Raw genomic sequence first — 26,221 nt, forward strand, 5'->3', positions numbered from 1 at the left:
CGCGTCAGTCGCCCTTCACGTTCACGAGCTGGCGCAGCGTGTGCCGCACTCGCACGAGGTCGGAGGCGTCCTCCATCACCCGGTCGATCGGCTTGTACGCCTGCGGGATCTCGTCGATGAAGGCGTCCGTGTCGCGGAACTCGATGCCCTGCATCGCCTCCCGCAGCTGCTCCCGCGTGAAGGTGTTCCGCGCGGCCCTCCGCGAGTACTCCCGACCGGCGCCATGCGGCGACGAGTTGAGGGACAGGGGGTTGCCGAGTCCCTCCACCACGTAGGAGGCGGTGCCCATCGACCCGGGAATGAGCCCCGGCCGGCCGGCGTCCGCCTGGATGGCGCCCTTCCGCGACACCCACACCTGCTTGCCGAAGTGCCGCTCGCTCTCCGTGAAGTTGTGGTGGCAGTTGATCCGCTCCGACTCCTCCACATCGATGCCCATCCACCGACCCAGCTGGTCGGCGACGCGGTCCATCATCTCCTCACGGTTGAGCAGAGCGAACCGCTGCGCCCACCGCAGCTCACGGATGTAGCGGGTGAACTCCGGCTGGCCCTCCGCGAGGTACGCGAGGTCCGGGTGCGGCAACTCGATCCACATCTGCTTCGCGATCCGCTGGGCGACCTTGATGTGGTGCTGCGCGATCTTGTTGCCGACGCCCCGGCTGCCCGAGTGCAGGAACATCCACACCGCGTCCGTCTCGTCGACGGAGATCTCGATGAAGTGGTTGCCGCTCCCGAGCGAGCCGAGCTGGTTCCGCCACGACCCGACGTAGGACGCCGGGTCGAACTCGGCCGCCTCGGCGAGCGCCTCGAGCTCCGCGATGCGCGGCTCGGCCGTCGCCGCGATGCTCTTGTTGTCGCGTCCCGCCGAGAGGGGGATGGACCGCTCGATCTGCTGCCGCAGCTCCGAGAGGTCGCCGTCCCGGCGTGCCAGCAGGTCGGCTTTCGTGAACTGCGTGCGCACGGCGATCATGCCGCAGCCGATGTCCACGCCGACGGCCGCCGGCATGATGGCGCCGAGCGTGGGGATGACCGACCCGACGGTCGCGCCGAGGCCCAGGTGGGCGTCCGGCATGAGCGCGAGGTGCGGGTGGATGAACGGCATCTGCGATGAGGTGCGCGCCTGCTCGATCGTCTTGTCGTCGATCAGGCTCGCCCACGACAGCAGCCGCGAGGAGATTCTCTCCATGTCCTTTCTTTCCTTCGTGTCGTCGCCGGGCGATCGGCTGATCACCCGGCTGGGGAGGCATCCGGTCCGGTGCCTGCCCCGCCTCACGGCGAAGAAAAAAGCCCCGGACCTCTTCGGTTCGGGGCGTGTGGACGCGGGTGCGTCTAGACGGTCTCGACCGCAGGGAACGACTCGTAGCGCTCGTAGAGCGGCTTCACGGGAAGCTGCTCCACGAACGTCAGGTCACGCTGCTGGCGCTGCGGTGTGCAGAGCTCGCTCATCGTGATCGTTCCTCTCGGTTGCCTTCGCCGCGCGAGTGCGCAGCCTTGTGACGTTAGTGGGTGAGGTCGTTCCTCGTCAATTGCGGATCATCCGGGAGGACGACGCCGCGACGACCGCGGGCGGACGCGGTCCGGGTACCCCGCGGGCGACGATCGATTCATGAACAGCACACGCACCCGCGGCGTCACCGCCGCCCTCGCACTCGCCGCCGCTGCCGCGGTGTCCCTCTCCCTCACCGGCTGCACGTCGATCCAGCAGATGCTGCAGAACGAGTCGACCGGCACCTTCGCCGATGCAGCGGCCGTCGCGGCGGACTGGGACAAGAGCGCCCCGTGGCTCCCCGCCGACGCCACCGACATCTCCGTCCACGAGTCGACGAAGGGCGACCCCGCCACCCTCCTCGCGGCGAGCGACGCCGAGCTCGACCTGTCGCAGTGCGCCGAGGTCGACCGGCAGTCCGCCCCCACGTTCGCGATCGAGGGCGCGCCGAACGTGTACAAGATCGACACCGTCTACGCCTGCGGCGACTGGGCGGTCGTTCCGACCGACGACGGCTGGTACGGCTGGACCCCGAACCACCCCGACGAGAAGGCGGCGTCGCCGGCCGAGTGAGCCGCGGGGGCACCGGTGTCCCACGGTCGTGGGGCACCGAGGCCCGGGGCGTTCGGCCAGGATGGGGTCCGTGCCAAAGAAACCGCCAGCCGTCATCCGCTTCATCCTCGAATCGGATGCGAGCGGCGCTCCCGTGCGGTCCGAGCACACGATGCCTCTCGAACGCGTCCGACTCAACGATTTCCAGCGCTACGCGAATCTCGTCGTCTACTACACCCGCGAATACGCCCCGATCGAGACGGAGCGGCTCGACGCGTACCGCTTCGGCGGGCACTCGAGCGGGTCCGGCTGGATCGTGCTCCAGGGCTTCTCCCCCGCGGAACTGGCGGAGGCCCGCGACCACCTGCGACTGCACCGCATCGCCGAAGGGCTCGGTCGGGCCGACCCGGGAGCGTCCGGATCGTCGGGGCAGATGGTCTACTTCCTCTGGGCGATGCGCAACCCGCGGATCGATCTCGTGGTGGGGATCCTCGGCGCCGTCTTCCTCGTGAGCGGGCTCGGACTCGGACTCGTGACCGTGGGACTCACCGTCGCGTACGGCAGCACCCTCGAGCCGGACGAGCTGCTGCCCGCACTCGGACTCATGGTCATCGGTGCCGGCCTCGCGGCGTTCGGCTTCTGGCGCTACGCACGCCGCCGCTCCTGGTGGGCGGAAGCGCGTGGCGCCGCCATCCGCGACTACGGGTCCGCCCCCGTCTACCTGCGGCGCTGAGCATCACCCACCGCGCACCGGGTTGTCACCGATGGACGGTGAAGCGACGTCCCGGCCGTCCGGATACGACAGCTCAGCGAGGAAGGGTGTGGCGCGCGCCGCGTTGGCAAGGTGACGCGCGCCACGGCTCAGGGGGTCGCGGGTCGGGCTCCGCGACGGTTCGGCTCCTCGATCGGGGCCGCGTCGACGAACGTGCGGGCAGCGACGGTGCCGTCGTCGAGCACGAACGACAGCAGCAGGCGCGCGGGACCCGCGGGCGGCGCGACGGTGATCGAGACGGGCGCACTCACGACGAACGGCTCTACGGGGATCGTGTCCGAGTCGGCGACATCCGGATCCCCAGCTGCTGCTCCGGCGCCGGAGGCGCCGGCCGCGAGGAACGACTGACCGGCCGGCACCCAGACCCCGCGCACGCGACCGCTCACGGCGGACCGCCCGTGGTGGGACACGCGCAGCGCGATCGTCAGGTCCTCCTCCGGTACGGGGATGTCCGCCCCGGCGCTCGCGGGCACGAGGTCGACGATGAGGACGGTGTCCGCGTTCGCGTCCGCCGGGTCGAGGCCGCCCCAGTCCTTCGCCCGACGGAACGTGTCGACGAGGCCGGCGCTCTCGTGCTCGACGTCGGCGAGCTCGGTGTACACGTAGCCGGCGAAGCGGTCGTGCCGGCGCAGTTCCTGCGTCTGCCAGCGCACGTGCCACGCGCGCTCGAGGCTCGTGAAGCCCTCGCCGTACTCGCTGTTGAGGATCGGGACACCCTCGCGCGGGTGCTCCGCCGACCCGTAGAGGCTCTTGTCCACGACGAAGTCCGGCCCGAGCTTCACCGGGAAGTCGTGCCGTTCACCGCTTGCCAGCTCCGCGACGTTCCGCGCCCACGTGGCCGGGTCCGGCTCGTAGTAGTGCCAGTCGACGAGGTCGGTGCGCACGTGCGCCCAGCCCGAGTTCTCCACGATGGGTCGCGAGCGGTCGATCGCGGCGAGCGCGTCGTAGGCTGCGACGGCCGCGTCCGCGCGCTCCGAGCTGCCCGGGATGTCCCAGTCGAGGCCCCACTCCTCGTTGTAGAGGCCCCAGACGACGATGGACGGGTGGTTGCCGTCGCGCTCCACCATCGGCGCGATCTGCTCCTCGAAGGCCGCGGCCGCCTCGGGGCTGAACCGACTGGGGCACGCGGGCTCCGCCCACACGAGCATGCCCAGTTCGTCCGCGAAGTGCAGCCAGCGGGGCTCCTCGAACTTGAGGTGTTTGCGCACGAGGGTGAAGCCGAGGTCCCGCGCGAGGTGCAGGTCGGCGAGGAGCGCCTCGTCGTCGGGCGCCGTCAGCCCCGTCTCGGGCCAGTACCCCTGGTCGAGGACGCCACGGATGTAGAGGCGTTCGTCGTTGAGGAACAGCTGCTCCCCGCGCACCTCGATCGTGCGGAGTCCCGTCGTGGCGGTCACCCGGTCGGCCGAGTCTCCCTCGCCGGTGACGATCTCCACCCGGTAGAGGTGCGGGTCCTCCGGCGACCAGAGCCGCGGGGCCGCGATGTCCAGCCGCGCGACGGCACGACCGTCGGCGCCCGCGACGAGCTCGACACTCTCGCCCTGCTCGCTCCCGCCGACGATCGTCGCGACCGCACGGGCGCCCGTGGGATCGTCACCCGCGAAGGCGACCGCGACGTCGATGCCCGTCCGCGAGTCGCCGCGCAGCTCGACGGTGCCGGCGTACGTCCGGCCACGCGCCTCGAGCCACACGCTCTGCCAGATGCCGGAGGTGGGAGTGAAGGAGACGCCGTCGTAGTCGTCGCGCGGGATGGAGCGCTGCTTGCCGTGCACGATCGAGCGCTTGTCGGCCGGGGCGTCGACCTCCACCTCGAGCCGCGCCGACGTTCCAGGGCTGACGTGGTCCGTGATGTCGAACTCGAATGACGTGTAGCCGCCGACGTGCTCCCCCACCGTCTCTCCGTCGATGCGGACGACGGCCCGGTGCCAGACCGCACCGAACGACAGGACGACGCGCGAGCCCGTCCACTCCGTCGGTACCTCGGTCGTGCGAGAGTACGTCGCCGACTCGAGCCAGGTGCGCCCGACGCCCGAGGCGGGCGTCTCCCACGCGAAGGGGACGAGGATCGTCGACGCTCCGTCGACGCTCGTGAAGTCCCATTCGCCGTTGAGCGTGATCCAGCGCGCGGACCGGTCGAGGTCGGGTCGCGGGTACTCCGGCTTCGGGACGGTGGCGGCGGGAACGGCCGCGGTCGGGGCGGCGGTGACGGCGTCAGCTGCCGTCGTCGTCGGGTCGGTCGTCAGTGTCATGGTCAGCCCTTCACGCTTCCAGCGAGGATTCCGTTGATGAAATGGCGCTGCAGTGCGATGAAGAGCACGAGCAGCGGGATGAGTGCGATCGAGCTCGCGGCGAGCAGCTCGCCGGTGACCGTCGCGTAGTCGGCGCCGATGCGATTGCCCGTGATGTTCTGGGCGAGCGTCGAGAGCACGACCTGCAGGGTGGCCATCCGGTCAGAGCTCGCGACGACCACCGGCCACACGAAGTCGTTGTAGATGTTCATGATGGTGAGCACAGCCAGCCCGGCGAGTCCGGGGCGGATCACCGGCAGGACGACGCGCCAGAAGATGCCGAACTCACCGCAGCCGTCGACGCGCGCGGCGTCGAGCAGTTCGTCCGGCACCGCGGCGATGACCTGCCGCATCCAGAAGATCGCGAACGCGTCGACGGAGCCGGGGAGGATGAGCGCCTGGTACGTGTTCACCCAGCCGAGCTGCTTCATCTCGAGCAGCAGCGGAATGATGAGCACGATCGTCGGCAGCATGAGCGTCACGAGCACGGCCCCGAAGATCAGGTTCTTCCCGATGAAGTCGTACTTCGCGAACGCGTAGGCCGCGAGTGGGGCGAAGAAAAGAGTGATCGCCCCCTTGAACACGAGCACGACGGCGGTGTTCGCGAAGCCCGACGCGATCGGCACGTCCTGGAACATCGCGATGTAGTTGTCGAGGGTGAACCGGGTGGGATCGAAGCCGAGCGGCGACGTGATGATGTCGTTCGCGGGCTTGAACGCCGAGAGGAGCGCCCACACCACGGGGGCGAGGAACCCGACGAGCAGGAGGGCGAGGAACACGTGCGACACGATCGCGGGGCGCGTCCGTCGGGGACGACGAGCGGCCTCCGTCAGCGGCGGCGCATCCGGGGTCTCCGGGCCGCTCGTGCCGGGGACGGTGAGAGTCGAGGCGGTCATGTCGTCAGTCCTTCGCCCTCAGGAGTCGCACGAACCCGAGCGACAACGCCATCACGAGGATCACGAGCAGGAACGAGTTCGCCGCCCCCGTTCCGAGATCGGCGCGGGTGATGTGGTTGTAGAGGTAGTAGCCGGCCGTGGTCGTCGAGCCGTACGGGCCTCCCTGCGTCACGACGAACGGCTCCGCGAACATCTGGAACACCGCGAGCGTCTGCAGCACGACGGCGAACATGATCGTGCGCCGGAGGAGCGGAACGGTGATGCTCCACAGCTGCCGCAGCCGCCCGGCGCCGTCGAGGTCCGCCGCCTCGTAGACGCTCGAATCGATCGACTGGAGACCGGAGAGCAGGATGAGCACGATGAAGCCCGTGGTCTTCCACACGAACAGCAGCGCAAGGGTGGGCTTTGCCCACTCGCTCGTCGTGAGCCAGCCCACGTCGGGCAGGCCGACGAGGCCGAGGAGCCCGTTCACCGCCCCGTAGTTCTGGTCGAAGACCACGACCCACACCTGCGCGATCGCCACGAGCGGCGTCACGAACGGCACGACGAAGGCCACCCGGTAGAGGCTGCGCAGCTTGAGCTTCGCATTGTCGAGCAGCACGGCGGCGATGAGCGCGATCACGAGTTGGGCGGGAATGATCAGGAGCCACAGCACGGCCGAGTTGGCGATCGAGCTCCAGAACCCCTCGTTGCCGAGCAGGTACAGGTAGTTGTCCCATCCCACCCATTCGGCGGCGCCGGAGCCGCGCCAGTTCGTGAAGCTCAGCCGGGCCGTGAAGATCAGCGGGTAGATGCTGAAGGCGATGAACACCGCCACGAACGGTGCGACGAACAGGTACGGCGCGAGACGGCGACGCGTGCGTGCGCCGGTGATCGTGGTCATGTCGTCTCCCTTCTCGAGTGCGGTGCCATGCGATGGGTGTGGGGGTGGCCGGGGTGGGGCCGGCGCGCGCGGCGCCGGCCCCCGTCGGTCACTGCCGGTCGATGAGGTTCGACTGGATGTCGGCGGAGGACTTCTCGATGACCTCGGCCGGGGTCAGCTCGCCGTCGAGCATCCGCTGGATGTCGGAGCCCAGGTAGTCGACGGCTCCCGCCCACCACGAGGGCGTCGGCGCCGCCGCGGGGATCTCGGTGGATGCCTGGGTGGCGACGGACCAGAGATCCTGGCCGCCGAGCCCGTCGACCGGCTCGAAGAGCGGCGCATCGGGATCGGCCGCCGGCTGGTAGCTCGGGATCGACGTGTTGAGGCCCGTCGGGTAGGTGTCGGTCGGACCCCACACCGCGGTGTAGCCGGCCTCGTCGAACATCAGGAACTCGTAGAAGAGCCACGCGAGTTCCGCGTTCTCGCCGTCCTTCGGGATCGCGAAGGACGAGCCGCCCATCGCACCGCTGCGCGCGCCGCCCTCCTCCCACGCGGGGAGCTCCATGGCGCGCCAGTCACCCGAGGTCTCGGGGAGGAGCTGCTGCGGGGCGAAGTCGAACCAGATCGCCCAGGGGTAGAAGACCTGGTTGCCGTTCTCCATCTCGGCGATGTCCGTCGGGCCGAGGTACTCGGCGCGCGTGCCGAGCCCCTCCTGCTGCACGGTGTCGAGGAACCCGAGGATCTGCTCGTACTCGGGCGAGTCGATGCGCAGGTTCCCGTCGGCGTCGGCGAGGCTCGTGCCGAGCTGGCTCGCGTACATCTCGAGCTGCAGCTGGGCGAGGAACGGCGACTGCTCGAGGTGGATCGGCTTCGCGGAGGGCACGGCTTCCTGGTAGGCGCGCGAGGCCTCGAGGAGGTCGTCGTACGTCTCGATCTGGGTGGCGTCGATGCCCTGAGCCTCGAGCGCGGTCGCGTTGTAGTAGAGCAGGCCGGGGTTCGAGTCGTAGGGAACGCCGTAGATGCCGCCGCCCGTGGAGTTGACGTCGATCTTCTGCTGGGCGATGTCGTCGACGTACGGGTCGAGCACGTCGCTGAGGTCCCACATGTAGTCGGCGAACCCGGCGATCTTCGCGTCGTCGAGGAAGACGCCGTCGGGCACGTCGGTGCCCGTGATGAGCGTGTTCTGGAGCTTCGCGTCGATGTCGACGGCCTCGTGGTTCACGGTGATGTCGGGGTAGACCTCGTTGAAGTCGTCGATGGCGTCGTCGAACACCTCGTAGAGGTCTCCCGAGCGGTCCCAGATTGTGATCTCTCCCGAGGGCGAGTCCTCGGTGGGCGCCTGGAGGCGGTTCGCGGAGGCGTCGCCGCCGTCGGTGCCGGCGGTGATGTCGGGCCCGCAGGCGGTGAGGCCGAGGGCCACGATCGCGGCGCCGCTCAGGACGGCGAGGCCGCGACGGCGGGTGGGGCGCCGGCGGGAGGCGCCGGTGGGCGTGAGCTGGTGCAACTGACACTCCTTTGTGACATGGGTTTCGTCTGCTGCCGCGATCATCTCGGGCGACGGATCGACGTTTGCCAACGTAGGCAAAACCATAGCGGCTGTTTGCAATCGTTGCAAACGTTATGCTGGGCGACATCGATCCGGCCATGCTGACGGCCAGGGATCGTCCGATCGAGGAGGTGGGGATGCCGGCAACACTGCGAGACGTCGCCGCCCGCGCGGACGTCTCCGTGCGCACCGTGTCGAACGTCGTCTCCGGCTACACGCACGTGAGCGAGAGGATGCGCCAGCGAGTCCTCGCCGCGATCGACGAGCTCGACTACCGGCCGAATCCCGCCGCCCGCACCCTGCGGACGGGGCGCACGGGCATGCTCGCGCTCATCGTGCCCGAGATCGACGTGCCATACTTCAGCGCGCTCGCCCGCGACGTCATCACCGCGGCCGCGGAGCTCGACTACCGCGTCATGATCGACCAGACGGGGCACGACCACGAGCGCGAGCGCGAACTCCTGACCGGCGACGACCGCACGATGCTCTTCGACGGCATCCTCTTCAGTCCCCTCGTCACGCAGGCCGAGCTGCTCGAGATGGACTCGACGACTCGCATCCCCCTCGTGCTCCTCGGGGAGCACCAGTTCGACGGCCGCTTCGACCACGTGGCGATCGACAACGTGCAGGCAGCGCACGACGCCGTCGCGCATCTCCTCGCCCGCGGGCACACCCGCATCGCCGCGATCGGCGCCCAGCCGCTCGAGCCGTACGCCACGCCCCAGCAGCGCACCGCAGGATACGAGCAGGCGTTGCGGGAGGCCGGGCTCGAGGTGGACCCGGACTACGCGCGAGCCGCGGCGCACTACAGCCGGGCCGACGGCTACACCGCCGCGACGGAACTGCTGCGGCTGGATCCGCGACCCGACGCCATCTTCTGCTTCTCCGACCTGCTCGCGATGGGCGCGATGCGTGCCGTGTTCGACGCGGGTCTCTCGGTGCCGGACGACGTCGCGATCATCGGCATCGACGACATCGAGGAGGGGCGCTACTCGCGTCCCTCGCTCAGCTCCGTCTCGCTCGATACGGCGTTCATCTCGGAGCAGGCCGTCGCACGGATCGCTGCCCGAATCGACGACCCCGACGTGGAGCCCGAGCAGATCGTGGCCCCCCACACGCTGCACGTCCGGGAGAGCTCCGGCGGCTGACCGCGCTGCACGCGCCTCTTGCAACGATGGCAAATGCCGTGGCAGAGTGTGTCCTGCGTTGGCGCGTCCTCGACCGGAGGGAACCCCTCATGACGTCCATCGCCCGCTCTCGACCGCACCCGCATCTGCTCATCGTCCTGCTCGCCGCCCTCGTCGGCGGCCTGCTCGTGGCCCTCGTTCCCACGGGCGCCGCACCGGCGTCCGCCGCTCAGGCCGGACAGGTGCTCTACTCGCCGAACCTCGCCTCGTTCCCCAACGGCACGGCCGGCTACCCCCGCGCGATCCGCCTCGATCACGACGGCTCGAGCGCCCAGACCATGCTCGCGACCTTCGCGAAGGGCGGCCACAACGGGCCGACGACGATGCCGATCTACCGCAGCACGAATGGCGGCACGAGCTGGAGCCAGATCTCCTCGATCTCCTCGAACACCGCCGGATGGGACATCGAGGCGCCGACGCTCTTCGAGGTGCCGCGCACCATTCCGGGCCTGAACCAGGGCGACATCCTGGCGGCGGGAACCGCGTGGAGCGTGGGGAACTACACCGCCCAGAAGGTCGAGGTGTTCAAGAGCACCAACAAGGGACAGACGTGGCAGTACCTCTCGAACTGCACGCAGACCTCCGGCCAGCCGAACGGCTGGGGCCACGGCATCTGGGAGCCCACCTTCCTCGTGGCGGACGACGGCACCCTCGCGTGTTTCATCTCCGACGAGCGTCCCGCGAACAGCTCCACGAACAACCAGGTGATCGGGCACTACACCTCGACCAACGGCGGGGCGAGCTGGAGTAGCACGCTCGTGCAGGACGTGGCGTTCCCGAGCGACAACCTCGCCCGCCCCGGTATGCAGACGTTCGCCGAGCTCCCCAACGGACAGTTCGTGATGTCGTACGAGATGTGCCGGGACGCGACGAACGCCGACCACGCGTGCGAGGTGTACATCAAATTCAGCTCGGACGGACTGAACTGGGGCACGCTCGGCACTGCCGGCACCCTCGTGCAGACGTCAGATTCCCGTGAGCTCCTCCACACGCCGTACGTCTCGTGGATACCGGGCGGCGGCCCGAACGGGACCGTACTGCTCTCCGGCCAACGAGTCGTGTCAGGGCCGACGGGCAATAAGACCGTGCTCGCCGAATCCGGATCGGTGCTCTTCGCCAACACGAACCTCGGCGTCGGAGCGTGGACCGAACTCGAGGCACCCGTCACGGTGAACCCCACGGGCGGCTACGGCACCGGTGTGCCGTCGTGCCCCGGCTACTCGACACCCGCGATCCCCCGTGAGGACGGCACGAGCTTCGTCTACTTCGCAGCCACGTGGCTCGGCCAGAACAACCAGTGCGAGCTGAGGGTCGGCATCGGATCGCTGCCCGGGCCGACCGGCCAGATCACGGGTCCCGGAGGGAAATGCGTCGACGTCGACACGAACACCGCGGTGAGCGGACGAGCCGTCCAGCTGTACACATGCGGAATCGCGACGGGCCAGCGCTGGTCGGTGTCGGCCGACGGCACGATCCGCGCGTTCGGCAAATGCCTCGACATCACGAGCAACGGCACGGCCAACTTCAGCCCCGTGCAGTTGTGGGACTGCCTCCCGAACGCGGGAGCACAGCAGTGGCGACCGCAGGCGAACGGCAGCCTCCTGAACCCGCAGTCGGGGCGCTGCCTCGATCTCCCGCAGGGCAACACCGCCGACGGCACCGACCTGCAGATCTACGACTGCAACGGCCTGTCGTCGCAGGTGTGGGCCCTCCCCGGTCAGCCGACCGGTCCGATCACGGGTCCCGGCACGAACACGCTCTGCGTCGACGTGGACACCAACACCGGGGTGAACGGCAGGGCGATCCAGGTGTGGACGTGCTCGGGCGTGCCCGGCCAGCAGTGGTCGCGCACAGCCGACGGCACCCTCCGCGCCTTCGGCAAGTGCATGGACCTCGACGGTACCGGCACGGGCACGGCGAACGGGACGAAGATCGAGCTGTGGACCTGTGACGGCTCGGCCGGTCAGCAGTGGATCCCGCAGTCGAACGGCTCGATCCGCAATCCGCAGTCAGGGCGGTGCCTCGACCTCCCGGCCGGCAACCTGACCCCCGGAACCGACCTGTCGCTCTACGACTGCAACGGCCTCTGGCCGCAGCAGTGGAAGGTCCCGGCCTGATCACACTCCACCGCGAACGAACGGCGGCCCGCCTTCTCCGAGGAGAGGGCGGGCCGTCGTCGCGTACGGAAGGGCCGGGTCAGGCCAGGCGGCCCTCCGGCGACTTCGTCTCCGACGGATCCGTCTCGGGCAGGTCGCCCAGGGCCTCGTCGATCGCGCTGAGCACGGACGAGTCGAGCTTCACGCCGGCCGCTGCCGCGTTCGACTCGATCTGCTCCGGCTTCGACGCTCCCACGATCGCACCGGCGACGTTGTCGTTCGCGAGCGTCCACGCCACGGCGAGCTGAGCCATCGTGATGCCGAGGTCGTCGGCGATCGGTGCGAGCTTCTGCACGCGCGAGAGGGTGTCGTCGTTCATGAACCGCTTGATCATGTCCGCACCGCCCTTCTCATCGGTGGCGCGGCTGCCCGCGGGGAGCTCCTCGCCCGGCTTGTACTTGCCGGTGAGCACACCCTGCGCGATGGGCGACCAGACGATCTGCGAGATGCCGAGGTCGCGGGAGGTCGGCACGACCTTCTCCTCGATGACCCGCCACAGCATCGAGTACTGCGGCTGGTTCGAGACGAGCTGGATGCCGAGGTCCTCGGCCAGCTTGTGCGCCTCCGTGAGCTGCTCGGCCGTCCACTCGGACACGCCGATGTAGAGGGCCTTGCCCTGGCGGACGACCTCCGCGAACGCGGCCATCGTCTCCTCGAGGGGCGTCTCGTAGTCGTAGCGGTGCGCCTGATACAGGTCGACGTAGTCGGTCTGCAGTCGCGAGAGCGACTCGTCGATCGAGTGCCGGATGTGCTTTCGGCTGAGGCCGGTGTCGTTGTGCTGCTTCGGGCCGGTCGGGAAGTAGACCTTCGTGAAGATCTCGATGCCCGCACGCCGTTCGTCCTTGAGGGCCTCGCCGAGCACGGTCTCCGCCGCGCCGTTCGCGTAGCCGTCGGCCGTGTCGAAGGTGGTGATGCCCGCATCGAGGGCGGCACGGACCGACTTCGTCGCCGTGTCGTTCTCCACCTGCGATCCGTGGGTGAGCCAGTTGCCGTAGATGATCTCTGAGATCTTGAGTCCGCTGTTGCCGAGGTATCGGAATTCCATGGTTCAACGCTACGCCCGCACGATGGGAGCGGGCACAGGGATTGTGCGGACGGGGCGCGCGGGCTACGCGCACGCGGCGACGATGCGCCGGCACGGCCCGGGTCTCACGGGCCTGGATTCCGACGCGTGCGATCGGTGGGCCACTCGCCCGGGTACGGGATCTCGGGCCGCATCGCCTGGAGCGCCCGGAGCTCATCGAGAGTGAGTCCGCCGCCGCGAGCGCGCGCAGCGGTCGCCATCACGACGACGTCGTTCCGCGGGATCCGGTACTCGTGCTGCTGCATGATCGCCCATGCGTAAATTGCGCGACCCTGCTTGTCGCTCCTCCGATAGGCCCGAACCAGCCACACGAACGTACAGAGGAACGCAATCCCGGCGAGGAAGAAGATCAGTCCGTAGCCCGGCGACTCGTCGTCGGTCAGCATGACGATGGGCCCGCCGACGATGCCTCCGACCCCGGCCACCGCGCACACGATCATCTGGCTGGCCCAATAGCCGCGCCCGCTGTAGCTGTTCTCCCCCATGACGTGGAGGCTAACTGGAGGGGCGGATGGAATGTGGACGACTACGCGCGCCGGGCGACCAGCGCCGCGACGGCCCGCCACCCCACGAGCAGCAGGCCGAGCGTGAGCGTGGCGACGACGATGAACGCCGGCGCGGTCCCCTGTCCGCTCACGAGACGGAGGAGCAGACCGCCGACCACCGTCGTGACCCAGATCGGCAGGCCGCTGCGGAGCGGAGCGAGCGGTCGGCGCCAGGCGCGCGCGACGGCCCAGCCCACGGCGAGAGCGACGAGGAACGGCCAGGCCGTCTGGGCGAGGCCGAGACCACCCGGGCCGAGCACGTCTCCGTCGTCGTGCGTCCGGCGACCGAGAGCCGCGAAGGCGACGACGAGCACGACGTCGACGGCGAGCGCCGACGCGACGAGCCTGCCGCGAGGCCGATCCGCGCTCACAGCTCCGCGACCGTCCCGTCCTCGACGCGCCAGTGGCGGTCGAGACGAACGGTGTCGAGCATGCGGCGGTCGTGGGTGACGAGGAGCAGGGTGCCGTCGTACGAGTCGAGCGCCTGCTCGAGCTGCTCGATCGCCGCGAGGTCGAGGTGGTTGGTGGGCTCGTCGAGCACGAGCACGTTGACGCCGCGCGCCTGCAGGAGGGCGAGTCCCGCACGGGTGCGCTCCCCCGGCGAGAGCTCGTCGACGGGGCGCGACACGTGGTCGCCCTTCAGACCGAACTTCGCGAGCAGTGTGCGCACCTCGGCCTGCGGCCAGTCCGGGAGGATCGCCTCGACCGCGTCGGCGAGCGGCCGGTCGCCGGTGAGCTGGGCGCGTGCCTGGTCGATCTCGCCGATCGCGACGCTCGCTCCGAGGGCAGCCGCGCCCTCATCGGGAGCCTGCCGCCCGAGCAGCCCCCTCAGCAGCGTGGACTTGCCGGCACCGTTCGGTCCCGTGATGCCGATGCGGTCGCCGCCGTTCACCTGCACCGAGACGGGGCCGAGGACGAATTCCGCCCCCGGTTCGCCCTGCCGGAAGACGGCGCCGCTCAGCGTCGACACGACGGCGCTCGACCGCGGCGCCTCCCCGATCGTGAACTCGAGCTTCCACTCCTTGCGGGGCTCGTCGACCTCGTCGAGTCGCGCGATGCGGCTCTCCATCTGGCGCACCTTCTGCGCCTGCTTCTCGCTCGACTCCGTGGCCGCCTTACGGCGGATCTTGTCGTTGTCCGGGGACTTCTTCATCGCGTTCCGCACGCCCTGGCTCGACCATTCCCGCTGCGTGCGGGCGCGACCCACGAGGTCTGCCTTCTTCTCGGCGAACTCGTCGTAGGCCTCGCGGGCGTGCCGCCTGGCCGTCTCGCGCTCCTCGAGGTAGGCGTCGTAGCCGCCGCCGAAGACGCGGTTCGACGACTGGGCGAGGTCGAGCTCGAGCACGGTCGCGACGGACCGCGCCAGGAACTCGCGGTCGTGACTCACGAGCACGACGCCGCCGCGCTGCTCGCGCACGAAGCGTTCGAGGCGGTCGAGCCCGTCGAGGTCGAGATCGTTCGTGGGCTCGTCGAGGAGCACGATGTCGAAGCGGCTGAGGAGCAGCGCCGCGAGGCCGACACGCGCGGCCTGACCGCCGCTGAGGCCGGTCATCTCGCTGTCGGGACCGACCGCGCCGCCGCTCGCGAGGCCGAGGTCGTGGAGCACGACCGGGAGACGCTCGTCGAGGTCGGCCGCGCCGCTCGCCAGCCAGCGATCGAGGGCCACCGAGTACGCGTCATTGGGGTCGACGCCCGCCGGAGCGTCCTCCGGGGTCGCGAGCAGGGCCGCCGCCGCGTCCATGTCGGCCGTCGCCTGCGTGCAGCCCGTGCGCCGACCCACGTACTCCGTGACCGTCTCGCCCGGGACGCGCTCGTGCTCCTGCGGCAACCACCCCACGAACGCGTCGCCGGGGTTCAGCGTGATCGTGCCCGCCTGCGGCTCGTCCACCCCGGCGAGGATGCGCAACAGCGTGGACTTCCCGGCGCCGTTCGCGCCGACGACACCCACGACACCACCCGGGGCGACGGTGAGGTCGAGGCCGTCGAACAGCGTGCGGTGGCCGTAGCCGCCGGCGAGGCCCTTGGCCACGAGAGAAGCGCTCATCCGTCCATTCTCTCGCGGGCGCGCGGTGCGGTTCAGCCGACCCGATCGACGAGGAGCCAGTGGCCCGACGCGTTGCTCTCCCGGCGCAGCCTCAGCCAGTAACCGGCGGGCGAGGCCACCTGCTGTCCCGCCACCAGGCGACGGGCGTCGACGCCGGGGTGTCCGGCGAGCGTGAGAGCGTCGCTCACCTGCGACACGAGGCCGCTGCGCTGGCTCCAGACGACGATGACGGCGACGATCATGAAGAGGATGAGCACCGCGAGCACGCTCATCAGCGCGACGAAGGGCGCGATCGTCGAGTCGGCCACCGAGATGAAGAAGACCGGGATCATGGCGACAGCCCCGAGCAGCGCGAGACCGGCGCAGATGAAGAACGCCGTCAGCCAGGCGCGCCTGGCCGGGCCGCGGTGATCGGGGATGGTGATCGGGGCGGGTGCGGGAATGCTCATGGGCAGAACCCTATCGATGCGATCGACGTCGCTGCGACGCCCGAAGGGGGTGTGCGGCTGGGGTCACCCGGCCTCGGGGACGTCCTCCTGCGGGCTGGCCGGATCCGACGGCTGCTCGCGCGCGTCCCGGATACCGCCCGCGACAGCCCGGCGGATGACCCAATAGAGGGTGTAGAGCGCGACGGCGGCGAAGACGACGGTCAGGGCGAGGCCCGCGAGAGGATCCATCCTGACAGGCTCCCAAGCCGGCCGCGCAAGCGCAAGACGCACAGACACCTCCTCGCTAGGGTCGGGACATGCGACGACGCGACGAGACCCCCACGACACTCGACACGATCTGGGTGAGCGGCTCGGCCGGCAAGCTCGGGCGCGAGGTCGTCGCCCAGTTGCACGCGGCCGGACGCGCCGTGATCGAGGCGGATCTCGTGGGGGACGCGTCCGTGGACCTGCTCGACCCCGCGGCCGTCGCGGCGTCGATGGCGGGAGCCGACGCGGTCGTCCACTGCGCCGCCATCCCGAGCCCGGAGGACATCGAGCCGGCCGAGCTCGTGCGCATCAACTCGCTCGCGACGTTCAACGCGCTCGAGCAGGCGTGGCTCGCCGGCATCGGGACGGCCGTCGTCGCATCGAGCGGCTCGATCTACGGCACCGCGTGGGCGGGCGACTGGGCCCCCGAACCGGTGCTGTATCCCTCCGTCCCGGTGGACGAGGACACCCCCCTCGCCTACGTGGACCCGTATGCGCTCACGAAGGATGTCACCGAGGCCGCGGCCCGGATGTTCCACCGCCGCGGCATGACCGTGACGGCTCTCCGCTTCCACTGGATCGCCACGCCCGACGAGATCACCGGGAGGACGGACGAGGCCGACGAGGGGGCGGGCGTCGACGATCTGTGGGGCTACGTCGACCTGCGCGATGCCGCGCGCGCGAGCATCCTCGCGCTCGATCCCCTGCCAGCGCATCGCGGATACGAGGCTCTCGTGATCGCGGCGGCCGACACGACCTCGCGCACGCTGACGTCCGAGCTGCTCGACCGGCACCTCCCCGGCGCGGAACGACGCCGTGCCTTCCCCGGCACGACAGGCCTCTTCGACTCGGAACGGGCCGCCACGACGATCGGCTGGCGCCCCGAGCACAGCTGGCGCTGACACCGTCCTCCATCCGAACGGAAGATCGCCGCCGGTGGCAGTAGCGTGAGGGCGTGATGTCCGCCCCGTCCGCCCCGCCGCCGCCGTCCGCGGCCCCCACCGGGCGCGCTTCCGCGGCCGGGAGCATGCGATGACGACCCCGTCCAGGCGCCCGTCGATCCTGCGCACCATCCGGCCGGCCCAGGTCATCGCCCTCGCCTTCGCGGGCGTCCTCGCCGTCGGCACGGCTCTCCTGTCCTTGCCGATCGCGGTGCAGGGTCGCTCCGCAACATTCATGGAGGCCCTCTTCACCGCCACGAGCGCCCTGTGCGTCACCGGCCACATCATCGTGGACACCCCCACCTTCTGGTCGCCGTTCGGGCAGGGCGTCATCCTCGCCCTCATCCAGATCGGCGGATTCGGCGTCATGTCCCTCGCGACGCTGCTCGGGCTCCTCGTGGCCCGCCGGCTCGGTCTGCGCACGCGACTGTCGGCCGTGAGCGAGACGCACACCGTCGCGGTCGGCGACGTGCGCCGCGTCTTGAAAGGCGTCGCCCTCATCACGGTGACGATCCAGGCCGCCGTCGCCCTCATCCTCGCCGCCCGGTGGTGGATCGGCTACGACAAGGACCTCGGCGACGCGCTCTACCTGGGGGTCTTCCACGCGGTGTCGTCCTTCAACAACGCCGGCTTCGCCCTCTTCAGCGACAACCTCGTGTCGTTCGCCGCGGACCCGTGGATCTGCCTCCCCATCTGCGCGGCCATCATCCTCGGCGGACTCGGCTTCCCCGTGATCATGGAGCTGCGGAAGCGCATCGCACTCCCCCGCTCATGGACGCTCAACACCGTCACGGTGATCGTCGGATCCGTCGTCCTCCTCGTGGTCGGAACGATCGTCCTGACCATCCTGGAATGGTCGAACCCCGCGACACTCGGAGCGCTCGACCCCGCGGGTCGGCTGCTCGCCGGATTCACGTCGGCCGTGATGCCGCGCACGGCGGGATTCAACTCGATCGACGTGTCGCAGATGCACCCGGCGAGCTGGCTCGTCACCGACATCCTCATGTTCATCGGCGGCGGCCCGGCGGGAACGGCCGGTGGTCTCAAGATCACGACGTTCGCAGTGCTCTTCTTCATCATCGTCGCCGAGCTGCGCGGCGATACCGCCGTGAACATGTTCGGGAAGCGGCTGCCGCGATCCACCCACCGCGAGGCCCTCACCGTGGCGCTGCTGTCCGTAGCCCTCGTGGTGGCTTCGACCCTCGCCATCATGCTCATGACGGGCCTCGGGCTCGATCGCGTCCTCTTCGAAGTGATCTCGGCCTTCGCGACCGTGGGTCTCTCCACGGGCATCACGGCGAGCCTGCCGCCCGCAGCCCAGGCGATCCTCATCGTCCTCATGTTCATCGGGCGCCTGGGGCCGGTCGCCCTCGGTTCCGCCCTCGCCCTCACCATCCAGAAACGCGAATACGAACTCCCGAAGGAGCGTCCGATCATTGGATAACTTCTCTCTTCTCCGTCGCCGCTCGCACGCCAACGGCGCCGCCTCCGTGGCCGTCATCGGTCTCGGTCGGTTCGGTGGCTCGCTCGCCGCCGAACTCGCCCGCTCCGGTACCGAGGTCCTCGGTGTCGACTCCGACGAGGACACCGTCCAGGGGCTCAACGGCGTGCTCACCCATGTGGTCCGCGCCGATTCGACCCGCCAGGCGGCCCTCGACCAGCTCGGCGTGGCCGACTTCGACCGCGTCGTCGTGGGCATCGGCTCCGACATCCAGGCGAGCATCCTCACCTGTTCGCTCCTCAAGCGGATGAACGTGCGCTCCATCTGGGCGAAGGCGATCAGCGAGCAGCACGGGCTCATCCTCGAGCAGCTCGGCATCGACCACGTGATCTACCCGGAGGCCGACATGGGCCGCCGGGTCGCGCACCTCGTACGCGGCTCGATGCTCGACTACGTCGAGTTCGACGAGGACCTCGCCGTGGCGAAGACCGTGGCGCCGAAGGAGATCGTGGGACGGACGCTCGAGGAGTCGGCGATCCGGCGGCGCCACGGCGTGACGGTCGTGAAGATCAAGGGCGCGGACGGCGAGTGGCACGCGGCGGGCGCGACGTCCGTCGTCGCGGAGGGCGACACGTTGATCGTGATCGGACCCGTCGATCGCACCGAGCGGTTCGCCGCGCTCCGCTGAGCACGATCCCGGCCGTCATGACGTCGCCGGTCTGCACCGATCGATACCGTTCCGGCGATGTCGATCGGTGCAGACGGACGACATCGCGGGGTGAGCCCCCGGGGTCAGGTGGGGTCAGGAGAGGGTGCGGAGGATGACGAGGTCGCCGTCGACGAAGCGGACGGCGTCGAGGTCCGGCACCACCACGTCGGGAAGGCTGCCATCGCTCCACGGCTCGAGCGCACCGGCCCCGATGCCGACGACCCAGCCCGCACCGGCCGCGCGTGCCGCAGCGATACCCGCCGGGGCGTCCTCGAACACGGCACACTCGGAAATCGGAACGCCCGCGTGCTCCGCGCCACGCTCGTACGGCTGCGGGTCGGGCTTTCCGCGGTCCACGTCCTCCGCCGTGACGAGCTTCTCGGGGAGGGTGATGCCGGCGGAGTGGAGGCGTGCGAGCGCGAGCTCCCGCGGTCCGGAGGTCACGGCCACCCACCGGCCGGCGGGGAGAGACTCGGTGAGTGCCACCGCACCGGGGATCGCGTCGGTTCCGTCCACCGTCTCCATCTCGCTCTGGAGCAGCTCCTCGAACGCCTGCTCCACGAGGTCGGCCTCCACGAGCTCGGAGATCGTGTCCATCGCGCGGCGCCCGTGCTGCATGTCGCGCTCCATGTCGAAGTCGGGCTTGTAGGTCGCCGCCCACGACTTCCATGCCGCCTCTGCGGACGCGAGCGAGTCGACGAGCACGCCGTCACAATCGAAGAGGAAGGCGGACGGGCGGCCGAGGACGTGGGAGCTCATCTCCTCATCCTGTCGCATCGGAGGCGATCGATCGCCCTCGCTCGGGTCGGGCATGGCGGGTGAGGGCTACACCTCGATGTCGAGGGCGCCAGTTGCACCTAGCGCCCTCGCTCGGGAGTAGCACTTTGGGGAGGGATGTCGGGCGGGTGTCGGGGGGCTGGCAAGGGGCTGTGAAGGGAGGGAAGCGGAGGGACTGTTCCGGCCGAGCGGGGTCGACTGGATGTCCACGGCTCTCGCGACCCGAGCGCGCCGCCATCGACGATCCTTCCTCAGAAAGGTCAGATCATGACGACCCACTCCAACGGAACCACCGCGGACACCCGTTACGACTCCGCGAACGACCTCGGCCCGATGACGGCCGACCCCACCCCGCAGGCGCCGGTGCGCCGCGGCCCGGGCGCGAGCACCTCGCTCGGCCTGCTCCTCCTGCGCCTCGTCGTCGGCGTGGTGTTCATCGCCCACGGCGTGCAGAAGGTGTGGATCAACGGCATCCCCGCGACGCAGGAGGGCTTCGCCGGGATGGGCGTCCCGATGCCGGAGGTCGCCGCGATCGTCGTCGCGGCCCTCGAGATCGGCGGGGGAGCGCTCCTCATCCTCGGACTCGGCACCCGCATCGTCGGCGCCCTGCTCACCGTGAACATGGCGGTGGCTCTCGTGCTCGTGCACATCGCCGGCGGCTTCTTCGCCTCCGACGGCGGCTACGAGTTCGTCCTCACCCTCGGCGTCGCGTCCCTCGCTCTGGCCTTCACGGGCCCGGGTCTCTTCGCGATCGACGCCGCCTTCCGCCGTCGCCGCAGCTGACCCGACGTCGACCCGACTCTCGTGAGGTGTCGCGCTCCGTTGCCGTCCAGACCCGGATGACGACGGATTGCGACACCTCACCGTGGTCGTGGGGGCGTGTCAGAAGTCCGTGCCGCGGGCTTCCAGCTCCTCCACGAGGATCGGCACGGCCGTCGTGGCCGCGTGGATCCCGATGACGCTCGCGATCTCGAGCACCTCGAGGAGCTCGCCCACCGTGGCGCCGTAGCCGAGGGCGTTCTCGTAGTGCAGCTTGAGGCCGGGCACGTACAGGTGCGTCGCGGCCGCGTCGAACGCGATGTAGACGAACTCGCGCACCTTCGGTGAGAGCGTGCCCGTCTTCCAGGGCACAGACGAGAAGTTCGTGTACGCCTCGAAGAGCTCGGGGTCGAGTTCGAGCATCTCGTCCCAGAAGCTGTGCCAGTAGCCGCGGTTCTCGGTGAACTCGGCCTTCACGCGCTCCTGGTTCTCGTCGAGTGGTGCCGGTCCCGTGCGCAGCCCCTTCTCCTCGAGCACCTTCACGAGCAGCGGAACACCGATGTTCATGGCGTGGATGCCGAGAGTGGACGTGAGCTCGATGACCTCCATGATCTCCTGCGGGGTCGCGCCCACGTCGAGGGCCGCCTTGATGTGCTGGCGGATGCCCGGCTGGTAGAGGTGCGTCGCGGCGGCGTCGACCGCGATGTACATGAGTTCCTTCGTCTTCGCGTCGAGGTGGTTCTTCTTCCACGGCACCATCGAGAAGTCGAGGTAGGAGAGGAGGAACTCCGGATCGAGGCGCAGGATGCTCTCCCAGAGCGGACTCCAGGTGCCGCGCTGCTCGACGAACGCGTCCTTGATCTCCTGCTGGCGGGCGGTGAGGTCGGTCATGGGTTCTCCTTCGACGTGAGCGTGTGATGCCATCGCGGCGGGGACGTGGCTACGCCCCGGCGGGGTGCTCGCGGATCCACTCGGCCACGCGCGTGTGGTCGGCGGCCGGGTCGAGCTCGTCGGCGGCGGTCGCCCAGAACCCGATCGCGTCCTCCCCGAGCTCCGACGGCGCACCGACGGCGCGCGCGAGCCCGGCCGCGATCCGCATGTCCTTGAGCATGAGCCGGAGGCCGAAGCCCGAGTCGAAGGTGCCGGGGAGGATGAAGTTCGGCCACTTGTTCTCGGTGGACCCGCTGCGGCCGCTCGACCCGTTGAAGACGGAGAGCATGACCTCGGGGTCGAGGCCGAACCGCTTCCCCGCCTCCATCGCCTCGCTCGTGACCCACAGGTGCGTCGCGGAGAGGAGGTTGTTGAGCGCCTTGACCGCGTGGCCCGAGCCGATCTCGCCGGTGGGGACGACGCGGCCGAGGCGGTCGAGCACGGCCCGCGCCTCCGCCACGTCGTCCGGTGATCCCCCGACCATGATCGTGAGCGTGCCGGCCACCGCACCCTTCACGCCGCCCGAGACGGGCGCGTCCACGAGCCGGACGCCCACCGCGGCGAGCCGCTTCGCGAGGGCCCGTGTCTCGAGAGGCTCTGACGAGCTCATGTCGACGACGAGCGAGCCGGCGGCGAGCGCCCCGGCCGCGAGCAGCTCGTCCACGACGGCGGTCACGACCGCGGAGTTCGGGAGCATGAGGATCGTGAGCTCGGCTGCCCGAGCGGCCTCGGCGGCGGACACGGCCGGCGTCCCCCCGGCCTCGGCGAACCGCGAACGCGCGTCGTCGCTGAGGTCGAAGCCCCGAACGGTGAAGCCCGCATCGAGGAGACGGGCCGACATGGGCGTACCCATGTTGCCGAGCCCGACGAAAGCGACGGTGCCCGCGTCGGTGCCCGCTGCTGAGCCCGTCACCGTGCGGCGTCCGACTTCTCGGCGGCCTTGGCATGCTCGGCGATGACCTTCTCCGCCACGCGGAACGACTCGAGCGCCGCCGGAACGCCGACGTAGATGGCCGTCTGCAGGAGCGCCTCCTGGATCTCCTCCACGGTGCAGCCGTTCGTGAGTGCGCCGCGCACGTGCACGCCGAGCTCGTGGGAACGGTTGAGCGCCGTGAGCATCCCGAGGTTGAGGAGGCTGCGCGTGCGGCGGTCGAGGCCCGGCCGCGTCCACACCTCGCCCCAGCAGTACTCGGTGACGAGCTCCTGGATGGGGCGGGCGAACTCGGAGACGTTCTCGAGCGACTTCTCCACGTGGGCGGCGCCGAGCACGGCCTTCCGCATCTCGATGCCGCGCTCGTAGGACTCGGCGTGGGTTCCTTCGCTGGTCACGGGTGTGCCTCCTCGGCGTCGGGCGAGGCGGACGGTTCCGCTGCGCCGGGTTCGATCGCGGGCGACGTGTATTCGTCGTCGTCCACGGGGTCGGCCCACACGGTCGTGCCGAGTGAGATCGCGGTGTGGGTCATGGCGGAGTCCGGTGATGCTCCGTGCCAGTGGGACTCGCCGGGCGGGCACCACACGGTGTCGCCTGCGCGGATGACGCGGACGCTGCCGTCGCCGGCACGGATGAGCCCGCGGCCGGCGAGAACCTGCAGGATCTGCCCGTTCTCGTGGTGGTGCCGGTACGTGCGGGCGCCGGGCGTGAAGGTGACGGTGTTGATCGTGACTCCGTCGGTCGCGGGCATCGTGACGTACGGGAAGACGTCTCCCGTGAACTGCGAGCCCGGCTTGCCGGCGGTGCCGGCGTGGGCGGTGGGCGGGGTGATGATCACGAGGCTGCTCCCGTCTGGTCGTCGTTCGTCTCCGCCGCCGGGTCGTGCAGGCGCACACCTCCGGAGACGTCGCCGATCGCGTCGACGACCGTGTTGCTGATCTCGTCGGCGTAGCCCAGGGCGCGGGCCAGGCCGAAGCTCGCGATCGGGCCGGCGGAGTTGAGGCTCGTCACTCCGAGGCTCGCGACGAGCTGCGTGTAGAGCGTCACATCCTTCAGCATGAGCGTGTTGGTGAGGCCGCCCTTGAGGTAGTCGCCGTGGATGATCTTCGGGAACCGGTTGAGGCTCGCGAAGCTCACGCCGGAGCTCGCGTTGATCACGCCGAGCACGGTCTCGAGGTCGAGGTCGGCCTTCTTCGCCGCCACCATGACCTCGGCGGTCGCCGACAGCGTCACGGCGTTGAGGAAGTTGTTGAGGAGCTTGACGGTGTGCCCGGCTCCGGAGCCCCCGCAGTGGAAGACGGTGCTGGAGAAGAGGTCAAGCACGGGCCGCACGGTCTCGAGCGCGTCGGCCTCGCCGCCGACCATGAGCGTGAGGGCACCCTTCTCGGCGGCCGCCGCTCCCCCGGAGATGCCGGCGTCGAGGTACACGGCGCCTCGCGCGGCGACCTCGGCGGCGATGGCGCGGGTGGAGTCCGGCGACGAGGTGCTGAGGTCCACGATCACCTGACCGGCGTGCACGGCGTCGAGGAAGCCTGCACCGTAGACGATCGCCTCCACGACGCGACTGTCGGGCAGCGACATCAGGACGACGTCGCTCGCGGCGACCACGTCGGCGGCACTCCCGGCCGCGTCCGCCCCCGCGTCGGCGATGGACTCGGCCCGCGTGTCGAAGCCGAGCACCGCGACGTCCGCCGCCGTGATGCAGCGCGCCATCCGCCCACCCATGTTGCCGAGCCCGATGAAGCCGACCTTCTGCGTCGCCGCCTGCTGCGCGGTCCCTGTGTCCGTCATGATGCGTCCCCTCCTGTGGTCCCGGCGCCGCCCGGGCGCCGCCGATCCGCGCCGTACAGCGCGTCGTCGATGCCGGTGGGATCCCATGCCCCCGCGCCGCCGGACGGCCGTACGGTGTTGACGATCGAGGCTCCGCCGTCGGCGGTCACGATCTCGCCCGTCGTGTAGGCGGCGTCGTCGCTCAGGAGGAACGCGACGACGCCCGCGATGTCCTCCGGCGTTCCGGCGCGGCGCAACGGCGTCGTGGCGGCGCGCGCCGTCATGTCGTTCCCACCGCCGCGGGTGGTCGCGGCCGCGGCGAAGAGCTCCGTCGGAACGATTCCGGGCGCCACCCCGTTCACCCGCACGCCGAGCGGCCCTCCGTACATCGCGGCTCCGTGCACGAGGCCCGTGACCGCGTGTTTCGACGTCTGGTACGGCAGCAGATCGGCGCTGCCGCGGTGCCCGGCGATCGACGCCGTGAAGACGATCGAGCCGCCCACGTCGCGGTCGCGGTAGTGGCGCAGCGCAGCCCGGAGGCCGAGGAACTGGCCGCGTACGTTCACGGCCATGACGCGCTCGAAGTCGTCGACCGTGAGGTCCGGGATCGGCGCGAAGCTCCCGAAGATGCCCGCGTTGAGGTGGAAGAGGTCGATCTGGCCGAAGGCCTCGATCCCCGCCGCCATGTACGCGTCGACGGCGTCCTCGTCGGAGACGTCGGCCGTCACGTGGATGCCGGGCGTCGGGAGCGACGCGACCACGTCGAGCACCGCGTCCGTGTTGACGTCCACCGCCACCACGTTCGCGCCCTCGGCGGCGAGGCGCTGCGCCGACGCTCGCCCCAGTCCGCTGCCGGCCCCGGTGACCACGGCCACGGCTCCCTCGAATCGTCGGATGGTGCTCACCGTGCGTCCTCCTTCTCGTGGGTGCCGGGCTTCTCGTGGGTGCCGGGCTTCTCGTGGGTGGCCGTCGTGCGGCCGATCGTGGCGGCGAGCCCGGCGAGCGGGCCCTCCGTCACGGGTGTGAAGCGGTTCAGCGTGTCCGGGTCGTGCCCGGAGACGACGTGGGCGACCTCACCGGAGTCGACGAGCGCGCGGATGTGGTCGAAGCCCGAGTACATCGCCGGCAGGTCGGCGACGAACGCGAAGGGCATGTCGTCGTCGAACTCCTCGTAGTAGTGGAGGGCGTCGGAGGCGAGGATGACGCGACCCTCGGCGGTGTCGACGAGGACGATGCTCTGACCGGGCGTGTGACCGCCGACGCGTCGCATCGTGACGCCCGGCGCGATCTCGACCTCGTCGTCGAAGACCGACAGCCGCCCGTCCGCGTGGACCGCGCGGAGAGCGTCGAGCTCGGCGTCCTCGACGGAGTGGTGGAACTGGGTGCGCTCGGCGAGCGGCGAGGTCCAGAAGTCGTACTCGGCTCGCGCGATCGTCACGGGCGACCGATCGAAGTGGTCGAGGTTGCCGATGTGGTCGTAGTGCGCGTGCGTCACGAGCACGGGAGGGGCGTCCGACGGCTGGATGCCGAGGTGCGCGAACGCGTCGGCCGGCTGCATCAGGAACGTCCTGTTGCGGTTGTCACCACCGGCGCGCGAGAAGCCCGTGTCGACGACGATCGTGCGCTCGGCATTCCGGACGACCCACACGAAGTAGTCCATCCCGATCGGCTCGTCCGGCCGGCCGTAGATGTGGTGGTTGAGGTAGACCTCGCTCTTGTGGCCCTGGCGCGTGCCGTACTTCACGATCACGACCTCGTACTGCGTGCCCACCCCTGCGGTGTTCTCCGTCATCGTGTTCCCTTCCGTGCTCCGGCGAGTGCCGGGTGGGGGCCGCGTGCGCCCTGAGGGGTGAGCG

Annotated in this window: 27 protein-coding genes; 8 read left to right on the top strand and 19 right to left on the bottom strand. The window is 70.0% G+C overall.

The features are described from left to right. Positions 1-4: 4 nt before the first annotated feature. Complete coding sequence (locus tag CLV49_RS06975) at positions 5-1,183, bottom strand: RtcB family protein (RefSeq protein ID WP_106562893.1); 1,179 nt, start codon at positions 1,181-1,183, stop codon at positions 5-7. 420 nt (positions 1,184-1,603) lie between these two features. Between CLV49_RS06975 and CLV49_RS06980 the strand changes: the two genes are divergently transcribed. Next, complete coding sequence (locus tag CLV49_RS06980; protein ID WP_106562894.1) at positions 1,604-2,056, top strand: hypothetical protein; 453 nt, start codon at positions 1,604-1,606, stop codon at positions 2,054-2,056. 70 nt (positions 2,057-2,126) lie between these two features. After that, positions 2,127-2,768 (top strand): hypothetical protein, encoded by a 642-nt coding sequence (locus CLV49_RS06985; RefSeq protein ID WP_127054428.1) that lies wholly within the window; start codon positions 2,127-2,129, stop codon positions 2,766-2,768. Between the two features lie 128 nt (positions 2,769-2,896). On the opposite strand, the gene CLV49_RS06990 is transcribed toward CLV49_RS06985, so the two are convergent. The 4 genes from CLV49_RS06990 to CLV49_RS07005 all read right to left on the bottom strand — a co-directional run bounded on the left by CLV49_RS06990 (position 2,897) and on the right by CLV49_RS07005 (position 8,354). Further along, a complete protein-coding gene (locus CLV49_RS06990; RefSeq protein WP_106562896.1) occupies positions 2,897-5,053 on the bottom strand; it encodes a glycoside hydrolase family 2 protein in 2,157 nt (718 codons plus the stop codon). A 2-nt stretch (positions 5,054-5,055) separates the two neighbouring features. Further along, positions 5,056-5,988 (bottom strand): carbohydrate ABC transporter permease, encoded by a 933-nt coding sequence (locus CLV49_RS06995; RefSeq protein WP_106562897.1) that lies wholly within the window; start codon positions 5,986-5,988, stop codon positions 5,056-5,058. 4 nt (positions 5,989-5,992) lie between these two features. Further along, entirely contained in the window at positions 5,993-6,871 is an 879-nt protein-coding gene (locus tag CLV49_RS07000; protein ID WP_106562898.1) for a carbohydrate ABC transporter permease, read from the bottom strand. Between the two features lie 88 nt (positions 6,872-6,959). Continuing rightward, positions 6,960-8,354, bottom strand: coding sequence for an ABC transporter substrate-binding protein (locus tag CLV49_RS07005; protein ID WP_243696655.1), 1,395 nt, complete (start codon positions 8,352-8,354; stop codon positions 6,960-6,962). 179 nt (positions 8,355-8,533) lie between these two features. Here CLV49_RS07005 and CLV49_RS07010 point away from each other — a divergent pair, with 179 nt between their 5' ends. Beyond that, positions 8,534-9,544 (top strand): LacI family DNA-binding transcriptional regulator, encoded by a 1,011-nt coding sequence (locus tag CLV49_RS07010; protein WP_106564940.1) that lies wholly within the window; start codon positions 8,534-8,536, stop codon positions 9,542-9,544. Between the two features lie 89 nt (positions 9,545-9,633). Continuing rightward, positions 9,634-11,700, top strand: a complete 2,067-nt coding sequence (locus tag CLV49_RS07015; RefSeq protein WP_106562900.1) for a sialidase family protein — start codon at positions 9,634-9,636, stop codon at positions 11,698-11,700. 79 nt (positions 11,701-11,779) lie between these two features. Here the strand turns inward: CLV49_RS07015 and CLV49_RS07020 are convergent, their stop codons facing one another. From CLV49_RS07020 to CLV49_RS18420, 6 genes are all read right to left on the bottom strand, one after another. Beyond that, on the bottom strand, positions 11,780-12,784 hold the full coding sequence (locus CLV49_RS07020) for an aldo/keto reductase family protein (RefSeq protein ID WP_106562901.1): 1,005 nt from the start codon (positions 12,782-12,784) through the stop codon (positions 11,780-11,782). A 104-nt stretch (positions 12,785-12,888) separates the two neighbouring features. Continuing rightward, the gene (locus CLV49_RS07025) at positions 12,889-13,308 is read right to left on the bottom strand and encodes a hypothetical protein (RefSeq protein WP_106562902.1); all 420 of its coding nucleotides are present in this window, start codon (positions 13,306-13,308) and stop codon (positions 12,889-12,891) included. Between the two features lie 41 nt (positions 13,309-13,349). Continuing rightward, the gene (locus CLV49_RS07030) at positions 13,350-13,739 is read right to left on the bottom strand and encodes a DUF3054 domain-containing protein (RefSeq protein ID WP_106562903.1); all 390 of its coding nucleotides are present in this window, start codon (positions 13,737-13,739) and stop codon (positions 13,350-13,352) included. Beyond that, positions 13,736-15,412, bottom strand: a complete 1,677-nt coding sequence (locus CLV49_RS07035) for an ABC-F family ATP-binding cassette domain-containing protein (RefSeq protein WP_106562904.1) — start codon at positions 15,410-15,412, stop codon at positions 13,736-13,738. The genes CLV49_RS07030 and CLV49_RS07035 overlap by 4 nt, the downstream gene beginning before the upstream one ends. A gap of 32 nt (positions 15,413-15,444) precedes the next feature. Next, on the bottom strand, positions 15,445-15,861 hold the full coding sequence (locus CLV49_RS07040; protein WP_106562905.1) for a hypothetical protein: 417 nt from the start codon (positions 15,859-15,861) through the stop codon (positions 15,445-15,447). Positions 15,862-15,924: 63 nt separating this feature from the next. After that, entirely contained in the window at positions 15,925-16,089 is a 165-nt protein-coding gene (locus CLV49_RS18420; RefSeq protein ID WP_166426850.1) for a hypothetical protein, read from the bottom strand. Between the two features lie 68 nt (positions 16,090-16,157). On the opposite strand from CLV49_RS18420, the gene CLV49_RS07050 reads away from it, so the two are divergent. From CLV49_RS07050 to CLV49_RS07060, 3 genes are all read left to right on the top strand, one after another. After that, positions 16,158-17,009, top strand: a complete 852-nt coding sequence (locus CLV49_RS07050; protein WP_106562907.1) for an NAD-dependent epimerase/dehydratase family protein — start codon at positions 16,158-16,160, stop codon at positions 17,007-17,009. 130 nt (positions 17,010-17,139) lie between these two features. Beyond that, positions 17,140-18,492, top strand: a complete 1,353-nt coding sequence (locus CLV49_RS07055) for a TrkH family potassium uptake protein (protein WP_106562908.1) — start codon at positions 17,140-17,142, stop codon at positions 18,490-18,492. After that, positions 18,485-19,177, top strand: coding sequence for a potassium channel family protein (locus CLV49_RS07060; protein WP_106562909.1), 693 nt, complete (start codon positions 18,485-18,487; stop codon positions 19,175-19,177). Before CLV49_RS07055 ends, CLV49_RS07060 begins: the two co-directional genes overlap by 8 nt. A gap of 114 nt (positions 19,178-19,291) precedes the next feature. Here CLV49_RS07060 and CLV49_RS07065 read toward each other — a convergent pair whose 3' ends face one another. After that, positions 19,292-19,957, bottom strand: a complete 666-nt coding sequence (locus CLV49_RS07065) for an HAD-IA family hydrolase (protein ID WP_106564941.1) — start codon at positions 19,955-19,957, stop codon at positions 19,292-19,294. A 285-nt stretch (positions 19,958-20,242) separates the two neighbouring features. Here CLV49_RS07065 and CLV49_RS07070 point away from each other — a divergent pair, with 285 nt between their 5' ends. After that, a complete protein-coding gene (locus CLV49_RS07070; RefSeq protein WP_243696654.1) occupies positions 20,243-20,758 on the top strand; it encodes a DoxX family protein in 516 nt (171 codons plus the stop codon). 99 nt (positions 20,759-20,857) lie between these two features. Here the strand turns inward: CLV49_RS07070 and CLV49_RS07075 are convergent, their stop codons facing one another. Genes CLV49_RS07075 through CLV49_RS07105 form a run of 7 tightly spaced genes read right to left on the bottom strand, consistent with a single transcriptional unit; the run spans position 20,858 to position 26,157 of the window. Beyond that, a complete protein-coding gene (locus CLV49_RS07075) occupies positions 20,858-21,625 on the bottom strand; it encodes a carboxymuconolactone decarboxylase family protein (protein ID WP_106562910.1) in 768 nt (255 codons plus the stop codon). Positions 21,626-21,674: 49 nt separating this feature from the next. After that, positions 21,675-22,577: an NAD(P)-dependent oxidoreductase gene (locus CLV49_RS07080; protein ID WP_208019815.1), complete on the bottom strand. Its 903-nt coding sequence runs from the start codon at positions 22,575-22,577 to the stop codon at positions 21,675-21,677. After that, positions 22,574-22,993 carry a carboxymuconolactone decarboxylase family protein gene (locus CLV49_RS07085; RefSeq protein ID WP_106562911.1) on the bottom strand — a complete coding sequence of 140 codons (420 nt, stop codon included), beginning with the start codon at positions 22,991-22,993 and terminating at the stop codon, positions 22,574-22,576. The genes CLV49_RS07080 and CLV49_RS07085 overlap by 4 nt, the downstream gene beginning before the upstream one ends. Beyond that, positions 22,990-23,433, bottom strand: coding sequence for a cupin domain-containing protein (locus CLV49_RS07090; protein WP_208019814.1), 444 nt, complete (start codon positions 23,431-23,433; stop codon positions 22,990-22,992). Before CLV49_RS07090 ends, CLV49_RS07085 begins: the two co-directional genes overlap by 4 nt. Then, on the bottom strand, positions 23,430-24,386 hold the full coding sequence (locus CLV49_RS07095) for an NAD(P)-dependent oxidoreductase (RefSeq protein ID WP_208019813.1): 957 nt from the start codon (positions 24,384-24,386) through the stop codon (positions 23,430-23,432). The genes CLV49_RS07090 and CLV49_RS07095 overlap by 4 nt, the downstream gene beginning before the upstream one ends. Next, positions 24,383-25,270 carry an SDR family NAD(P)-dependent oxidoreductase gene (locus CLV49_RS07100; protein WP_208019812.1) on the bottom strand — a complete coding sequence of 296 codons (888 nt, stop codon included), beginning with the start codon at positions 25,268-25,270 and terminating at the stop codon, positions 24,383-24,385. The genes CLV49_RS07095 and CLV49_RS07100 overlap by 4 nt, the downstream gene beginning before the upstream one ends. Continuing rightward, positions 25,267-26,157 (bottom strand): N-acyl homoserine lactonase family protein, encoded by an 891-nt coding sequence (locus tag CLV49_RS07105; protein ID WP_106562913.1) that lies wholly within the window; start codon positions 26,155-26,157, stop codon positions 25,267-25,269. The genes CLV49_RS07100 and CLV49_RS07105 overlap by 4 nt, the downstream gene beginning before the upstream one ends. Positions 26,158-26,221: the final 64 nt, after the last annotated feature.

Origin of the sequence: Labedella gwakjiensis, assembly GCF_003014675.1 — a bacterium.
GTDB lineage: Bacteria > Actinomycetota > Actinomycetes > Actinomycetales > Microbacteriaceae > Labedella > Labedella gwakjiensis.

What these genes read in the sequence shown, in the direction of transcription:
- CLV49_RS07025 (WP_106562902.1), bottom strand. Translation starts at nt 13,308, where the DNA reads ATGGGGGAGAACAGCTACAGCGGGCGCGGCTATTGGGCCAGCCAGATG.
- CLV49_RS07050 (WP_106562907.1), top strand. Translation starts at nt 16,158, where the DNA reads ATGCGACGACGCGACGAGACCCCCACGACACTCGACACGATCTGGGTG.
- CLV49_RS07035 (WP_106562904.1), bottom strand. Translation starts at nt 15,412, where the DNA reads ATGAGCGCTTCTCTCGTGGCCAAGGGCCTCGCCGGCGGCTACGGCCAC.
- CLV49_RS07095 (WP_208019813.1), bottom strand. Translation starts at nt 24,386, where the DNA reads ATGACGGACACAGGGACCGCGCAGCAGGCGGCGACGCAGAAGGTCGGC.
- CLV49_RS07055 (WP_106562908.1), top strand. Translation starts at nt 17,140, where the DNA reads ATGACGACCCCGTCCAGGCGCCCGTCGATCCTGCGCACCATCCGGCCG.
- CLV49_RS07015 (WP_106562900.1), top strand. Translation starts at nt 9,634, where the DNA reads ATGACGTCCATCGCCCGCTCTCGACCGCACCCGCATCTGCTCATCGTC.
- CLV49_RS07020 (WP_106562901.1), bottom strand. Translation starts at nt 12,784, where the DNA reads ATGGAATTCCGATACCTCGGCAACAGCGGACTCAAGATCTCAGAGATC.
- CLV49_RS07010 (WP_106564940.1), top strand. Translation starts at nt 8,534, where the DNA reads ATGCCGGCAACACTGCGAGACGTCGCCGCCCGCGCGGACGTCTCCGTG.
- CLV49_RS07065 (WP_106564941.1), bottom strand. Translation starts at nt 19,957, where the DNA reads ATGAGCTCCCACGTCCTCGGCCGCCCGTCCGCCTTCCTCTTCGATTGT.
- CLV49_RS07070 (WP_243696654.1), top strand. Translation starts at nt 20,243, where the DNA reads ATGACGACCCACTCCAACGGAACCACCGCGGACACCCGTTACGACTCC.
- CLV49_RS07040 (WP_106562905.1), bottom strand. Translation starts at nt 15,861, where the DNA reads ATGAGCATTCCCGCACCCGCCCCGATCACCATCCCCGATCACCGCGGC.
- CLV49_RS07075 (WP_106562910.1), bottom strand. Translation starts at nt 21,625, where the DNA reads ATGACCGACCTCACCGCCCGCCAGCAGGAGATCAAGGACGCGTTCGTC.
- CLV49_RS18420 (WP_166426850.1), bottom strand. Translation starts at nt 16,089, where the DNA reads ATGGATCCTCTCGCGGGCCTCGCCCTGACCGTCGTCTTCGCCGCCGTC.
- CLV49_RS07000 (WP_106562898.1), bottom strand. Translation starts at nt 6,871, where the DNA reads ATGACCACGATCACCGGCGCACGCACGCGTCGCCGTCTCGCGCCGTAC.
- CLV49_RS06990 (WP_106562896.1), bottom strand. Translation starts at nt 5,053, where the DNA reads ATGACACTGACGACCGACCCGACGACGACGGCAGCTGACGCCGTCACC.
- CLV49_RS07105 (WP_106562913.1), bottom strand. Translation starts at nt 26,157, where the DNA reads ATGACGGAGAACACCGCAGGGGTGGGCACGCAGTACGAGGTCGTGATC.
- CLV49_RS06975 (WP_106562893.1), bottom strand. Translation starts at nt 1,183, where the DNA reads ATGGAGAGAATCTCCTCGCGGCTGCTGTCGTGGGCGAGCCTGATCGAC.
- CLV49_RS06980 (WP_106562894.1), top strand. Translation starts at nt 1,604, where the DNA reads ATGAACAGCACACGCACCCGCGGCGTCACCGCCGCCCTCGCACTCGCC.
- CLV49_RS06995 (WP_106562897.1), bottom strand. Translation starts at nt 5,988, where the DNA reads ATGACCGCCTCGACTCTCACCGTCCCCGGCACGAGCGGCCCGGAGACC.